This window comes from Streptacidiphilus sp. PAMC 29251 (assembly GCF_054208735.2).
The window spans coordinates 9,171,869-9,185,732 of record NZ_CM135725.2 but is presented as its reverse complement, the minus strand read 5'-3'; the positions used below and the strand labels follow the sequence as shown (position 1 = coordinate 9,185,732).

Below are 13,864 nucleotides of genomic sequence, written 5' to 3'. Positions count from 1 at the left end.
CAGCCCCGCCGCTCGTGCCAGGATACGGGGCATGTCTGGTCGCGCATTGAGTTTCGGAGTGATGGCGGAAGCCTACGAACGGTTCCGGCCGGGGTATCCCGTGGAGCTTTTCGACCTGGTGATGGCATACGCCGGTCACCCGGTTCGGACGGCCCTGGAGATCGGGGCCGGGACCGGCAAGGCCACCCGCCTGTTGGCGCAGCGGGGGGTCGCCGTCACCGCGACCGAACCCGACGGGGCCATGCTCGCCGAGCTGCGCAAGCATGTGCCGGCCAACGTCACCACGGTGCAGGCCGCGTTCGAGGATCTGCGACCGGGCGAGAGCGAAAGGTACGGGCTGGTCTACGCGGCGGCGGCGCTGCACTGGACCAACCCGGAGGGTCGCTGGTCACGCGTGGCCGCGCTGCTGGAGCCGGGCGGCGTGTTCGCCTCCTGCGGCGGGCCGGTCCAGCTGGCCGACCCAGCCGTGACGGAAGCCGTCCGCGCGGCACGGGCACCATTCCTGACCAGCGACGATATCCCGTCGCCGGACGGCACCCCGCCGGACCATGCCATGCAGTGGCCGGGTACGGAGCTCCAACGCTCCGGGTGGTTCACCGACGTTGAGCAGCATGTGCTGGAACAGCGTCTGACAATGACCGCCCGCGAGTTCGTGGGCTATCTCTCGACCGTCTCGGCCTATCTCGTCCTGCCGGCCTCGGACCAGGAACAGGTATTCAGCCGGATCCTGCGGGTGCTGCCGCAGACGGTCGAGATCGCCGCCGACATCATCGTCCATCTGGCGCGTGCTGCTCCTGGTCCTCGCGGCTGATTGTGGTGGCGTCCAGGTGGGCGGTGAGGGCCGCCGACAGCGGGTAGGGCTGCTCGGGCGGGAGCAGGGCCGCCGCGCCGGCGGTGTCGCCGCTGGTCACCAGGGCGTGGATCCGGTGGGCCTGTCGGGTGACGTCGGTGATGCCGACGGTCCACTCGTCCACGTACTGGTCGACGGCCCGGCCGCTGAGGCCGAGCTGCAGCGAACGCCACGGCAGCGGCTGCAGCCGCAGGTCCCGCTCCGGATCCCACTGGAAGCGGACCTCGCTGCGGCGCAGCTCACGCTTCCACTCGTCGTGCGACTGATGCAGCCGCGAGGTGTAACTCGACGCCGCCGCCCGCCCCAGCGCGGCCTCGAAGCCGGCCCGGTCGAGTTCGATGGCCAGGACGTGTTCCTGTCCGGGCGCGGTGGCCCAGCCGCTGCGGTACATCATCCACAGGAACGACGGCTTGATCCAGGTCATCCGCCCGCGCTTGAACCCGGTGCCGAAGCGGCCGGACTCAGCCGCGGGCACAGCGGTACCGGGCGTGTAGGCCTGGTAGACGGTGATCGTCCCGGCCGTGTGGGCGGCCCGGATCTGACGGAGCGGCAAGGAAACGGATGGGTGTTGGAGTTCGGACACGATGCCGATCATGGCTGCACCGGGCCCGATCCGGCCACTGGGTTTCTCTCCGCCCGGAGCAGCGGCGTTACTCGGGGCGGATCCTGGGCCGCTGCTCCTGGCTGCGGCGGGTGTAGGACTCGCTGTAGACGGCGGAGCGGAAGTGGAGGACCGGGTCGTCGGAGAGTTCGATGCCCGGGGGGACGTTGCCGGGGTCGAACACCAGGTTCTCCACCGAGGCCTGGTCCTCGTGCAGCTCGCCCAGCCGCAGCGTCCCGGCGGTGATCCGTTCGCGGTCCTTGGGCCACTGCTGGGTCACGTCGTCGACCGGATCGCCGGGCGCGGCCAGTGTGAACACCAGGGACCAACTCGCTTCCTCCCGCTGCTTGATCTCGCTGATCAGATACTGCGGCGGCCAGTAGCGCGCGTCCTCGGCCGAGATGTCCTGGGTGCCGGCGTCCGGCTCCCAGGAGTATCTGAACGCCCGTCGGGTCCCGTCGGGCGCCACCAGGTAGTAGGCGTGCAAGCCGTTGAAGCGGACGTTGGCGAAGCTCGCGGGCGGGGTGAGCGAGCCGATCCCCCTGACGCCGGGCAGGATGTGCCGGTGGGTGGCGAGGTGCGCGAGGATCTGCGGGCTCGGCCGGCCGGTGGCGGCGTTCTGCAGTTCGGTGATGCGGATGAACTCCTCCGGCGTGCGCGCGGGGAAGTTCGGGAGGTTCGCCGCCGCCCAGGCGCTGACCCCGCCGGAGGCGAGCTGGAACCGAAGGGCGAGTCCGAGGGTGACCCCCCGGTGCGCGGACCTGCGGTCCGGAGCGTAGGGGCTGCCGGAGGCATTGGAAAGACGCACCAGCGCGGGGACGTCGGGGCCCTGGAAGTGCTCGGCCGTGGTCAGCTCACCCGCCTCCGCGGTCGGGGTGAACACCGCGTGGAAGTGGATGCCGCGCGGGTGCGCCCTGCGGTATCCGGGGACGGTTCCGGTGTGCTGCTCCATCGCGTCCACCGCGCGCTGCACCTGGTCGTCGCTCAATGTCGTCGCCTCTCGTCCCGCCGTACAGGGCACTGGAAACGATAGTCGGCAACGGCCCCGAACGCCGGGACGCCAGGAGGCAAGGGCGCCTGAACGCAAGGACGACCAGGACGCCCCCTGGGCCAAAGGCCGGCCAGGGGGCGTCCGGTACCGGGGGTCAGCGGGCGAAGGTCGGGAAGACCAGGGTGGCTCGGCCGATGACATGGGGGTCGATGGTGAAGCCCAGCAGCGCGCCACTGGTGGTGGGGCCGACGCCGGTCTTGGCCACATTGAGAGCCGTCACCGTGACGTAGTAGTCGTGCTCGCCGGAGTGGGCCGGCGGGGCGGCGCCGATGTAGCGGGGCGTGCCCGCGTCACCGTTGAGCTGGAAGGCCCCGGCCGGGAGGTCCTTGCTGTTGAGCGCTCCGGCGTTCTCCGGCAGGGACTTGGTGCCGGCCGGGAGGTCGGCCACCACCCAGTGCCAGAAGCCGCTCCCGGTGGGCGCCTCGGGGTCGTACATCGAGACCACGAAGCTCTTCGTGCCCTTGGGGAAGCCGGACCAGGAGAGCTGCGGGGAGATGTCCTTCCCGCCCGGGACCCCGAAGACCCCGGAGAACTGGGCCAGCGGCAGCGGCCTCCCGTTCCGCACCGTCGTGCTGGACACCTTGAACGAGGGTGCCTTCGGCAGAAAGGCGTAGGGGTTCGGGCGGTTCTTTCCGGACCAGAGGGACACCGTCGCGCCCGCGCTGGAGGCACTCGCCGAGGAGCCGGACGAGTGCTCACTGCTCTGGGCGGGCCGGCTTCCGGTGAAACCGACCACGCCGAGCCCGGTGAGGGCGAGGGCGACGGCGCCCGCGGCATAGCTGAACCTGTTGCGGATCATTATCTGAATTCCTTCTGGACAGGCCGGATGTTCATCCGGCCATACGGCTGAGAAAGGACGCCACTCCCTCGCGCACGGACGGTGTTCCGGGGATGACATGTCCGCCGGAGTGCTCCAGGACGAGAGGGGAGACGAATTGATCGGCGAGGACCCGGGAGTCCCCGATCGGCACAATCGAGTCGGAACGGCCCATGATGTGGAGGGACGGGAGCGTATAGCTCTTCCGGGACGCGTACAGGTCGGCGTGCCTGGCGGAATCGCTGCGGAAACCGCCGACCATCATCGCGAACTCGAAACCGAGCGGCTGGCGCCCGGGGACCTGCCCGTTCGGCCCGCGCATCCCCACCAGCAGCGAGGCGAGGGCCGCGCCCTGGCTGAATCCGAAGATCCCGTCAAAGTGCGGTTGCTGGTCGAACAGGTCGGTGATCCAGTCCCTGGTCCGCTCCCAGCCCCGGAACTGGTGGTGCCACCAGCCGAAATCGCCGGTGGCCAGCGACGGGGCGTCCACATAAACGAATTCGACGGGCGTTTCCAGATCACCGGTCAGCGGTTTCATCTGTTCCCGCAGGGTGCGAGCACTCCCGTGGTAACCGTGCAGGCACAGCACTCGGATATTACTCATATGAACTCCCTGACTAATCGGTGAACAGCCGAGCGGTGAACTGAAAACAATTGTGCGCTCCATTCAGGCATGCGTCCAACAAATAGAAGTTCTGGGAGCGATAAACTGCGTGCATGGCACCGCCCCCGGGCCAGAAGGCACGGGGGCGGCGACACACTTCCGTTCAGGGTCAGCCTCAGCCGGTGCTGAGGTCGAACTCCTCCCAGGGGCCGATCGCGGTGCGGTTGGCGATCAGTGCCGCGGCGCCCGCGTTCTCCGCCGTCACGTACTTGCCGTTGGCCGCGGCCTTCAGGCTGACGCTGCCATCGGTGTTGTGGATCAGCTGGAAGGTCTCCCACTGCCCCACCGCGGTGCGGTTGGCGATCAACGGGGCCGCGCCGGCGTTGTCCGCCGTCACATACTCGTTGTCGGCGTGGGCCCGGAGCGCGATGTTCCCGCCGCCCAGGTCGATCTCGTCGTACTGCTCCCAGGGGCCGGCGGTGGTGCGGTTGGCGATCAGCGGCGAGGCGCCGGCGTTGTCCGCCGTCACGTACTGGCCGTTGGCGTGCGCCTTGAGGGTGATCACCGGACTGGTCGGCGCGGTGGGCGCGGTGACGCCCTGTCCGACGAAGTCGGTCCAGTTGACGTTGAACAGATAGCCGGCACCGGTCTGGCCCGCGGGGTTGCGGGCGACGAAGTAGACCGTCCCGGTTCCGGAGGGCACGTTGCTGAGGTTGGCGGTGATGTTCTGGTAGGTCTGCCAACCACCCGTCGCGGGGAGGGCCGCCGAGCCGAGCAGGGGTCCGTTGGGGCGTTCCAGTGGACCTCCACCGTGCCGCCCGCGTTGGCCGAGGCGGCCCGGAAGGTGATCGCGGTGATGTTGTTCAGGGCCACCGGCGAGACGTCCCACCAGTCGCCGTCCTGGATGAAGCCGATGTCCTGGCCGCCGCCGGCGCTGTCGGTGCCGTTCTCGGCGGTGACGCCGGGGGTGTCGGTGCCCTTGCCGTCGGTGGTGCGGCCGGTGCTGGTGTAGAACTCCGCCTGCTTGTGCTTGGGCTGCAGGATGATCTGGGAGCGGCCGGTCAGCGGGTTGGAGCCGCCCGCGCCGCCCTTGTCGGTGTAGCTGGCCTCGACCACGTAGAAGACGTTGTCGCCGTCACTGTGCCCGTTGGAGAGCGTGGTGGTGACGGTGGCGCTGCAGCCGGTGTACTGGTCGAGCGGGTGGCCGTGGGTGTCGTGGCCCAGGATGGCCTGGAGTTTGACCTGCCCGCAGTCGATCGTGCCGTCCTCCGGGTCGGTGACGGTGACCTGGAACTTGACGCTGTCGCCCCAGGCGAACAGCCCGCCGTTCGGTGGGGCGGTGATGGTGACGGTCGGGGTGGTGTTGCCGGAGGTGATGGCCACGCTCGCGGTGCTGCTCTTGCCGCCGGCGTTGGTGACGGTGAGGACGGCGGTGTAGTTGCCGGCCGTGGCGTAGGTGTGGCTGGGGTTGGCACTGGTCGAGGTGGCGCCGTCGCCGAAGGCCCAGCTGTAGCTGAGGGTTTGGCCGCCCGGGTCGCTCGACCCGGCGCTGGAGAAGTGCACGGCCAGTGGCGCCGGACCGGTGGCGTGGTCGGCCGCGGCCGCGGCGACCGGGAGCGCCCCGCCGTTGAGGTAGTCAATGCGGTAGACGCCCGCGTCGGCGTTGTTGCCGCCGAAGCCGGTGCCCCACTCGATCATGTAGAGGGCGCCGTCCGGGCCGAACTGGAAGTCCATCGGCTTGAGGAAGGTCATCGAGGTCAGCAGCGGCGAGATCTGGCCGATGCCGCTGCTGTCGGCCTTGAGCTGGAAGGTGAACAGCTGGTTGTTGGTCCACTCACCGAAGATCGCCTGCCCGTCGAAGGAGGCGGGCCACTTGCGGCTGGAGACCAGGTTGGGGTCGTACCGGTAGACCGGTCCGGCGATCGGGCCGCCGCCGCTGAGCTGGGGGAAGTTGTTCGGGTCGGCGTTGTAGTGGTACCAGACGTTCGCCGGGATCGCGGGCGGCAGTTTGGTCAGCCCGGTGTTGTTGGGCGAACTGTTGGTCGGACCGCCCGCGCAGTCGAACGGCGCGCCGGACACCTTGGTGGCGAAGTTGTAGGCGATGTAAGGGGTGTTGGGGCCGATGCAGAAGGGCCAGCCCGCGTTCCCCGGTTGGCTGATGATGTCCCATTCGACGGTGTTCTCCGGGCCGCGGGCGGGGTCGGCGGCGCCGGCGTCGGGGCCGAAGTTGCCGACCATCGGGAAGCCGGTCTTGGGGTCCAGCTCCATCCGGTACGGGTTGCGCTCGCCCATGACGTAGATCTCGGGGCGGGTCTTGGCGGTGCCGGGCGGGAAGAGGTTGCCGGCCGGAACGGTGTAGGTGCCGTTGGCCTCCGGGTGGATCCGCAGGATCTTGCCGGACAGGCTGTTGGTGTTGCCGGCCGTGCGCTCGGCGTCGAAGGCCTCGCGGCCCGGCTGCTGGTCGATCGGGGCGTAGCTGTCGGAGTCGAAGGGGTTGGTGTTGTCCCCGGTCGACAGCCACAGGTTGCCGTTCTTGTGGTCGATGACCATCCCGGCGCCGTGGTGGCAGCACTCGGCCCGCTGGACCGGGACGTCCAGCAGGATCTTCTCGCTGGTCAGGTCCAGGGTGGAGCCGTTGACGGTGAACCGGCTGAGCCGGTCCACGCTGGTGGCGGAGGGCGAGTAGTAGAGGTAGATCCAGTGGTTGGTCGCGAAGCCCGGGTCCAGGACCATCGCGAGCAGGCCGCTCTCATTGGCGGTGAAGACATCGAGGTGCCCGGCCAGGACGGTGCCGCCGGTGGTGTTGATGATCTTCACATCGCCGAGCAGGTCGATGAAGAAGACCCGGCCGTCGGGGGCGATGTCCAGTTGCAGCGGGTTTCCGCCGGAGGTGTCCAGCGGGACCTTCTGGAAGCTGCTGTCCGGGACCCCGGCCAGCGCCGGACGCTGGACGGCCGGATGCGTTGCCGCGCTGGCGGGGGCGACAGCCAGTGCCACGGTGGACGACAGGAGCATGGCTGCGGCCACGAGCTGTGCGGCCCAGCGGCGGAGTCGGGTGCGCGTGCGTGGTCGTTCGGTTGACACGTGGGTCTCCTCTGCAGAGGCGCATCGGGGCATGGCTGATTGCCGTGCGCCGCGTGTGTGGACGGTGTCGGGTATCTGACCGGTCAGCCGGTGCTGAGGTCGAACTCTTCCCAGGGCCCGACAGCGGAACGGTTCGCGATCAGCGCCGCGGCGCCCGCGTTCTCCGCCGTCACGTACTTGCCGTTGGCCGCGGCCTTCAGGCTGACACTGCCGTCGGCGTTGTGGACCAGCTGGAAGGTCTCCCACGGGCCGACCGCGGTGCGGTTGGCGATCAGCGCCGAGGCCCCGGCGTTCTCCGCGGTCACATACTCGTTGTTGGCGTGGGCGCGCAGCGCGATGTTGCCGCCGCCCTCGTCGATCTCGTCGAACTGTTCCCAACTGCCCACCGCCGTACGGTTGGCGATCAGCGCCGAGGCGCCCGCGTTCTCGGCCGTGACGAACTTGCCGTTGGCGTGGGCCTTGAGGCTGATCACCGGGGTGACCGGCGGCGCGGTGGGCACCGAGCAGTCGGCGGGCACGGTGCCCGCGGCGGTGAGGATGCCGCCGAGCAGCAGGTGCAGGAAGTTCGGCTCGGTGTAGCTCTCGTCGGTGTGCCCCATGGCCGTGTACCAGGAGCGTCCGCCGTCGTAGTTCTGGCACCAGGTGGTCGGGTGGTCCGCGCCCATGCTGGAACCGGTGTACGAGGAGTCGTCCACCGTGGTCAGCACATGCACCCGGGGCCGGGGGTCGGCCTGGAAGTCGTACCACTCGTCGGTGCGGCTGAAGCTGGACGGCAGGCCCTGGGTGGAGGGGTGGTTCGGGTCCTCGACATGGACGGTGGCGGCCTGGATCGCCGGGTGCTCCTTGAAGTAGGCGCCGACCAGATTGCCGTACCAGGCCCAGGTGTAGCCGCTGTCCGAGGCGGCGTGGATGCCCACGAATCCGCCGCCGTGCTCGATGTAGCGCTGGAAGGCGTCCTTCTCCGGCTGGGTGCCCACCGGGTCCCCGGTCGCGGACAGGAACACCACCGCGGCGTACTGGCCCAGGTTGGCGTCGGTGAACAGGGTGTCGTCCTCGGTCGCGGTGACCGTGAAGTTGTGCTGCTGGCCCAGCAGTTGGATCGCGGCGATGCCCGCGGGTATGGAGTCGTGGCGGAACCCGGTGGTCTTGGAGAACACCAGGACCTTGAAGGGCGCGGCGGCCGCCGCCGAGCGGGCGGCCGGGCGCGGCGCGGCGCTCACCGCGGGTGCGGTGGCGGTCAGGACGGCGGCGGCCGAGAGGCCGCAGGCGGCGAGCAGGGCGAGGTGCCTGAGATGGCGGGAGGGCATGTGCATAGCGGCTCCTGACAGAAACGCAGTGCATGGCAGAGGGTGGGGTCCCTGGAGACGGCGGGGTCCATGGAGGCGCGTCCGCTCGCACGGGGCGTCGCGCAGAACCGCGCGATCCACGAGCAGGGGCATGGATTAGTTCGTTGTTTCAGAAAACTAATTGGCCCGGGCTGAGCCGTCAAGAGGTGTCACACCGCAGCCCTGGAAGACTTTTGACTCTGCGTCAACTCTGGGTCAGTAGCTCGATGTAGGCCGCGGGATCGCGCAGGATCGCCTGGACGCCGGCCCCGGCCGCACCGCGCACGGCGGCCTCGGTGCCGAGACCGGAGACCTGCAACCGGTCCGAGGTCCAGCGCCCGGAGGTGACCCGGTCGTGCAGTTCCCGCTGCAGGCTGGGCAGCAGCCAGGGGGCGAGCCTGGCGTGGATCCCGCCGATGACCACCTCGGGCGGGTCCAGCAGGTTCACCGCGCCGGACAGCGCGACCCCCAGCGCCTGCCCCGCCACGGCGAGCGCCCCGGTGGCGGTCGGATCGCCGGCCAGGGCCATCGCGGCGAGCTGCTCCACCGGGCTGTCGCTGCTCCCGTCCAGGGTCTCGGACCGCTGCCGGGAACCCCCGCGCCGGGCCCGCACGGGCACCGGCAGCGAGCCGAGCCGGGTCGCGGTGACCGAGTCCACCGCGGCGGCCCGCAGCATGGCGTCCTGGCCCGCGTAGCACTCCAGGCAGCCGCGGGCGCCGCACCCGCAGACGGGTCCGTCCGGCCACACCGTGACATGGCCGAGTTCGCCCGCGAAACCGCCGCCGCGGAAGAGGGTGCCGTCCACCATGAGGCCGGCTCCGATGCCGATCTCGCCGGACACGTAGAGGAAACTCGTGCCGGCTCCGGACGGACGCGCCTGGAACTCGCCGACCGCGGCGAGGTTGGCCTCGTTGTCGACCGTCACCGCCAGTCGGCCCCGTCCCAGCGCCTGGCCCAGCAGCGCCCCGGCGGGAACGTCACGCCAGTTGAGGTTGGGGGCGTGCAGCACGCTGTCGCCGTGGACCAGACCGGGCACCCCGAGGGTGACCTGGGCCGGGGAGAGCCCGGCCCGGCGCGCGGCGGTGCAGGCCCGGGCCGCCAGCCGTCCGGCCGCGTGCAGGGTCTCCTCGGCGTCCCGGCTGCGGTTGTCGGCGCGCTCGGTCAGCCTGACCCGCGGGGTGCCGGTCAGATCCGCCACGCAGACCGCCGTGTAGTCGACGTTGACCTCGACGCCGACCCCGGCCGCCCCCTGCGGGTTGAGCGCGAGCGCACCGCCGGGACGGCCCACCCGGCCCTGGTTCTCCGGGACGTGCTCGACGACGAGGCCGGCCAGCCGCAGATCCTCGACCAGCGAGGACACCGTGGCCTTGGTCAGGCCCACCTGGGTGGCGATGGCGGCCCGCGAGGCGCTTTCGCTGTCCGCGACCTGACGCAGCACCAGGGCCAGGTTGTGCCGACGCATACTCTGCTTGCTCGCCGGCTGCACGACGCCGTCCAACACGCGCGACTCCTCTCCCTCGGTGCTGAATTTATTTTTTGATCAAACTAATAGCAACCGCCGGGCCGGGTCAACATCCCCCGTGGAACTCCCAGTTGGCTCGCAGGAAGTGTGTTCCCGACCCTTGCCGTATGCAGGGGTGCTGATTAGTTTATTCGCTGAACTGACGAACGCGGCCCGTCCGGCGGGTTGCGGGTCCCCAAACTACTCTCCGCCGCCGGCTCCCCCGACGACGCCCCACGGGCGCGTTCTTCGGCATGCGAGAAATCGAGGTGAACGGGCATGGACTCGTCCTATCGTCACCACCCCCGGCTGGGGGTCTGGACCATCGGCGCACGGGGATCCGTCGCCACCACCGTGGTCGTCGGCGCCGCCGCCGTGGCCGCAGGACTGACCGAACCGGTCGGGTGCGTGACCGAACAGGCGGACTTCCGCGACGCCGGTCTCGCCCGCCTCGGCGATCTGGTCTTCGGCGGTTTCGACATCACCGACACCCCGCTCGCCAAGCGGGCCGAGCAGTTGGTCGCGGCCGGGGTGCTGCCGGCCGAGCTGCCGGCCTCGCTGCAGAGCGCCCTCGCCGCCGCCGAGCGGGAGATCCGGCCCGGCGCGGTCGTCTCGACCGCCGCGACCGCGTCGGCCGCGTCGGCCGAGTCGGCCGGAAGCCAGGCCGCCCAGGTCAGGGCGCTGGCCGCGCAACTCGAGGACTTCCGCTCCCGGCTCGGCCTGGACCGGGTGGTGGTGGTCAATCTCGCCTCCACCGAGCCGCCGCCCGCGCCGCATCCGGCCTTCGGGAGCCTGCGCCTGTTGCGCGCGGCGCTGGCGGGCGCCGAACCGGTGCTGCCCGCCTCGGCGCTGTACGCCTGCGCCGCGCTGACCGCGGGCTGCGGATACGTGGACTTCACCCCGTCCGGGGCGATGCGGATCCCGGCCCTCGGCGAACTGGCCGGCACCATGGGCGTCCCCTACGCGGGCAACGACGGGAAGACCGGGGAGACACTGGTCAAGAGCGCGCTGGCGCCGATGTTCGCGCACCGGGCGCTGCGGGTGCGGTCCTGGTCGGGAACCAATCTGCTCGGCGGCGGCGACGGCGCGACCCTCGCCGATCCCGAGGCCGCCGCCAGCAAGACCGCGTCCAAATCGCGCGGTCTGGCCGGCATGCTCGGCTACCCGGTCGAGGGCCAGGTGCACATCGACAATGTGCCCGAGCTCGGCGAGTGGAAGACCGCCTGGGACCACATCTCCTTCGAGGGCTTCCTCGGCATCCGGATGAGCCTGCAGTTCACCTGGCAGGGCTGCGACTCCGCGCTGGCAGCCCCGCTGGTCATCGACCTGGCCCGGCTGCTCGGGCGGGCCCACGAACTGGGCGGCAGCGGGGTCCAACCGCAGTTCGGCTTCTTCTTCAAGGACCCGCTGGGGGCCTCCGAGCACCGGTTGGTGGCCCAGTACGAACAGTTGCGCACCTGGGCCGCCGTGGCCGCAGCGGCGGCGCGGGAGCGCACCGGGACGGTCGGGGGGCGGGGATGAGCCTCCCCGGTCCGCGGGTCCTCGCCGAACTCGTCCGCGCCCCGGCCGCGCTCACCGTGCCGGGGGACGTCCTGGTCGGGGCCGGTGCGGGCGACTGGCCGTTCGGGGCAGTCGGCACCGCGGGGCTGGCCGGTTCCTCGGTGCTGCTCTACTGGGCCGGAATGGCGCTCAACGACCACGCCGACCGCGAGGTCGACGCGGTCGAGCGGCCCCGGCGGCCGGTCCCCTCCGGACGGGTCAGCCCTCGGGCCGCTCTGGTCACCGCGGCGGTGCTGACCGCGGCCGGCCTGGGTGCCGCCGCTGCCGCCGGCGGGCGACCGGCCCTGGCCGGCGCGGTCCCGGTGGCGGCTCTGGTCTGGGCCTACGACCTGGCCCTCAAGGGAACACCGCTGGGCGCCCCGGCGATGGCGGCCACCCGCGGCCTCGATGTGCTGACGGCCGCGGGCCCGGCCGGTCGACGGGCCGCCGCGCCGGCCGCCGCGATCATCGCGGTCCACACCTACCTGGTCACCGAACTGAGCCTGCGTGAGGTCTCCGGCGCCCCGGCCGCCCTGCCCACGGCGACCCTGGCAGCCACCCTGCTGCTGGCCGCGACGGCAGCGGTGCTGCCGGGGGCCGAGGCGGGGACCGGGACGACGGGCGCGGGGAGCGGCGGACGGCAGCGTGGCACGCGGCAGCGCGCCGGGTCCGCAGTGTTGCTCGCGGTGTACGCACGCGGCTTCGGCGGCGCCCAGTTCGACGCGATCCGCAGGCCCGACTCCCGGCGGCTGCAACGGGCCGTCGGCGCCGGGATCCTCGGGCTGATCCCGCTGCAGGCCGCGTTGGCCGCCCGCGGCGGCGGCGCCCGGGTCGCCCTCCCGCTCCTGGCCGCGCTGCCGCTGGCCCGCAGGCTCTCCCGGAAGGTGTCCCCGACGTGACCACAGGCCCGCTCCGCACCGTCCCGCTCCGCTTCGGCTATGGCACCAACGGCTTCGCCAACCACCGCCTGGACCAGGCCCTCGGCGTCATCGCCGAACTCGGCTACCAGGGCGTGGCGCTCACCCTCGACCATGACTGTCTCGACCCGTTCCGGCCGGGCCTGGCCCGCCGGGCCCGGGCGGTGCGCCGCAGGCTGGACGCGCTGGGGCTGGCGCTGGTCGTGGAGACCGGCGCACGCTATCTGCTCGACCCCTGGCAGAAGCACGCCCCCACCCTGCTCCATGAGCAGGGCCGCGAGCTGCGAATCGACTTCCTGCACCGGGCCGTGCGGCTCGGCGCGGAGCTGGGCGCGGAGGCGATCTCGTTCTGGAGCGGTGCTCTCCCTGACGGAACGTCACCCGAGCGCGGCTGGGAGCTGCTGGCCGAGGGCTGCACCCAGGTCTGCGCCGAGGCCGAGCGCGAGGGTGTGGTCCTCGGCTTCGAGCCCGAGCCCGGCATGCTGGTGCAGGATCTCGACGGCTATGAGCGGCTGCGGGAGCGGCTCGGCCACCCGGCGGTGTTCGGCCTGACCCTGGACCTCGGCCACTGCCGCTGCCTGGAGCAGCAGTCGGTGCCCGACTGCGTCCGGCGGGCCGGCCCTCACCTGGTGAATGTGCAGATCGACGACATGCGCCGGGGCACCCATGAGCACCTGGAGTTCGGGCAGGGCGAAATCGCCTTCGGCCCGGTGTTGGCCGCCCTTGCCGAGGTCGGCTACGGCGGGCTGGTCGCGGTCGAACTGCCCCGCCACAGCCACTCCGCCCCGGAGACCGCACGCCGCTCGCTGGCCTTCCTGCGCGCCCACACACCGGTCGCCGCCACGACCGCCACCACCCCGCTCGCCACCGCCCTCGACGCAGAGCTGACCGAGCCGGGACGCGCCTGGCTCCACGCCGCCGCCACCCGCGCCGCCGCCGACCCGGCCACCCTGCTGGAGGCCTTCCCCGCCGTGGGCCGCAGCTGCGGACGCGGCCCGCTGACCGACCCGGCCTGGGCCGACTGGAGCGTGGACGAGGCGGCCCGAGCCGTGCTGCTGCAGGGCGCGGGCGCGGAGCTGACCGGCGCCGCCTACGCCCGGGGCGACCGCGCCGAACGGCGCGCGGTGCTGCGCGCCCTGCCCCTGCTAGACCTCGGCGACGCGGTGCTGCCGCTGCTGGAGGACGCGCTGCGCAGCAACGACAGCTCCCTGGTCGCCGCCGCCCTCGGCCCGGCCGCGGAGCGGCTCGGCGACGAGCTGTGGCGGCAGGGCGTGCTCAAGAGCCTGTTCCTGGGGATCCCACTGGACCGGGTGGCAGGGCTCGCCGAGCGGGCCGACCACGAACTCGCCCGGATGCTGCTCGGCTTCGCCCATGAACGGGTCGCAGCCGGCCGGGACGTGCCGGCCGAGCTGTGGCCGCTGGTGGCGCCGTACCCCGAGCTGCTGGCGGCCAGCGGGATCCACGCCGAACTCGACTCCCCGGTTCCGTCTCGGTCGGCGGCGGCCCGACGCGCCCTGTCCGCCCTCTCCTGACGCCCATTTCTGACGCCCGTCCTGACGCCCGTCCTGACGCCCG

10 protein-coding genes and 1 pseudogene are annotated in these 13,864 nt (G+C 71.6%); 4 read left to right on the top strand and 7 right to left on the bottom strand.

What is annotated here, in order from left to right; all coding sequences use genetic code 11:
- The first annotated feature begins 31 nt into the window (after positions 1–31).
- Complete coding sequence (locus ACXKR8_RS43850; protein WP_458270109.1) at positions 32–811, top strand: class I SAM-dependent methyltransferase; 780 nt, start codon at positions 32–34, stop codon at positions 809–811.
- Here the strand turns inward: ACXKR8_RS43850 and ACXKR8_RS43845 are convergent.
- From ACXKR8_RS43845 to ACXKR8_RS43815, 7 genes and pseudogenes are all read right to left on the bottom strand, one after another.
- A complete protein-coding gene (locus ACXKR8_RS43845; protein ID WP_458270108.1) occupies positions 768–1,445 on the bottom strand; it encodes a DUF4291 domain-containing protein in 678 nt (225 codons plus the stop codon). The genes ACXKR8_RS43850 and ACXKR8_RS43845 overlap by 44 nt on opposite strands.
- Positions 1,446–1,500: 55 nt before the next feature.
- Positions 1,501–2,439 (bottom strand): catalase, encoded by a 939-nt coding sequence (locus ACXKR8_RS43840; protein WP_458270107.1) that lies wholly within the window; start codon positions 2,437–2,439, stop codon positions 1,501–1,503.
- A 157-nt stretch (positions 2,440–2,596) separates the two neighbouring features.
- Positions 2,597–3,301 carry a YbhB/YbcL family Raf kinase inhibitor-like protein gene (locus ACXKR8_RS43835; RefSeq protein WP_458270106.1) on the bottom strand — a complete coding sequence of 235 codons (705 nt, stop codon included), beginning with the start codon at positions 3,299–3,301 and terminating at the stop codon, positions 2,597–2,599.
- 31 nt (positions 3,302–3,332) lie between these two features.
- Positions 3,333–3,986, bottom strand: coding sequence for a hypothetical protein (locus ACXKR8_RS43830; RefSeq protein WP_458270105.1), 654 nt, complete (start codon positions 3,984–3,986; stop codon positions 3,333–3,335).
- A 112-nt stretch (positions 3,987–4,098) separates the two neighbouring features.
- Positions 4,099–6,938 (bottom strand): annotated as a pseudogene (locus ACXKR8_RS43825) (PQQ-dependent sugar dehydrogenase).
- A gap of 152 nt (positions 6,939–7,090) precedes the next feature.
- Entirely contained in the window at positions 7,091–8,314 is a 1,224-nt protein-coding gene (locus ACXKR8_RS43820) for a ThuA domain-containing protein (RefSeq protein ID WP_458270103.1), read from the bottom strand.
- A 223-nt stretch (positions 8,315–8,537) separates the two neighbouring features.
- Positions 8,538–9,794 carry an ROK family transcriptional regulator gene (locus tag ACXKR8_RS43815; protein ID WP_458275234.1) on the bottom strand — a complete coding sequence of 419 codons (1,257 nt, stop codon included), beginning with the start codon at positions 9,792–9,794 and terminating at the stop codon, positions 8,538–8,540.
- A gap of 318 nt (positions 9,795–10,112) precedes the next feature.
- Between ACXKR8_RS43815 and ACXKR8_RS43810 the strand changes: the two genes are divergently transcribed.
- The 3 genes from ACXKR8_RS43810 to ACXKR8_RS43800 are packed head-to-tail and all read left to right on the top strand — an operon-like array spanning position 10,113 to position 13,821.
- Positions 10,113–11,354 (top strand): inositol-3-phosphate synthase, encoded by a 1,242-nt coding sequence (locus ACXKR8_RS43810; RefSeq protein ID WP_458270102.1) that lies wholly within the window; start codon positions 10,113–10,115, stop codon positions 11,352–11,354.
- Positions 11,351–12,271, top strand: coding sequence for an SCO3242 family prenyltransferase (locus ACXKR8_RS43805; RefSeq protein WP_458270101.1), 921 nt, complete (start codon positions 11,351–11,353; stop codon positions 12,269–12,271). Before ACXKR8_RS43810 ends, ACXKR8_RS43805 begins: the two co-directional genes overlap by 4 nt.
- Positions 12,268–13,821 carry an EboA domain-containing protein gene (locus tag ACXKR8_RS43800; protein ID WP_462100098.1) on the top strand — a complete coding sequence of 518 codons (1,554 nt, stop codon included), beginning with the start codon at positions 12,268–12,270 and terminating at the stop codon, positions 13,819–13,821. The genes ACXKR8_RS43805 and ACXKR8_RS43800 overlap by 4 nt, the downstream gene beginning before the upstream one ends.
- Positions 13,822–13,864: the final 43 nt, after the last annotated feature.

Coding starts and splice junctions, on each gene's coding strand:
- ACXKR8_RS43850 (WP_458270109.1), top strand. CDS start 32: ATGTCTGGTCGCGCATTGAGTTTCGGAGTGATGGCGGAAGCCTACGAA.
- ACXKR8_RS43845 (WP_458270108.1), bottom strand. CDS start 1,445: ATGATCGGCATCGTGTCCGAACTCCAACACCCATCCGTTTCCTTGCCG.
- ACXKR8_RS43835 (WP_458270106.1), bottom strand. CDS start 3,301: ATGATCCGCAACAGGTTCAGCTATGCCGCGGGCGCCGTCGCCCTCGCC.
- ACXKR8_RS43830 (WP_458270105.1), bottom strand. CDS start 3,986: ATGGAGCGCACAATTGTTTTCAGTTCACCGCTCGGCTGTTCACCGATT.
- ACXKR8_RS43820 (WP_458270103.1), bottom strand. CDS start 8,314: ATGCCCTCCCGCCATCTCAGGCACCTCGCCCTGCTCGCCGCCTGCGGC.
- ACXKR8_RS43815 (WP_458275234.1), bottom strand. CDS start 9,794: ATGCGTCGGCACAACCTGGCCCTGGTGCTGCGTCAGGTCGCGGACAGC.
- ACXKR8_RS43810 (WP_458270102.1), top strand. CDS start 10,113: ATGGACTCGTCCTATCGTCACCACCCCCGGCTGGGGGTCTGGACCATC.
- ACXKR8_RS43805 (WP_458270101.1), top strand. CDS start 11,351: ATGAGCCTCCCCGGTCCGCGGGTCCTCGCCGAACTCGTCCGCGCCCCG.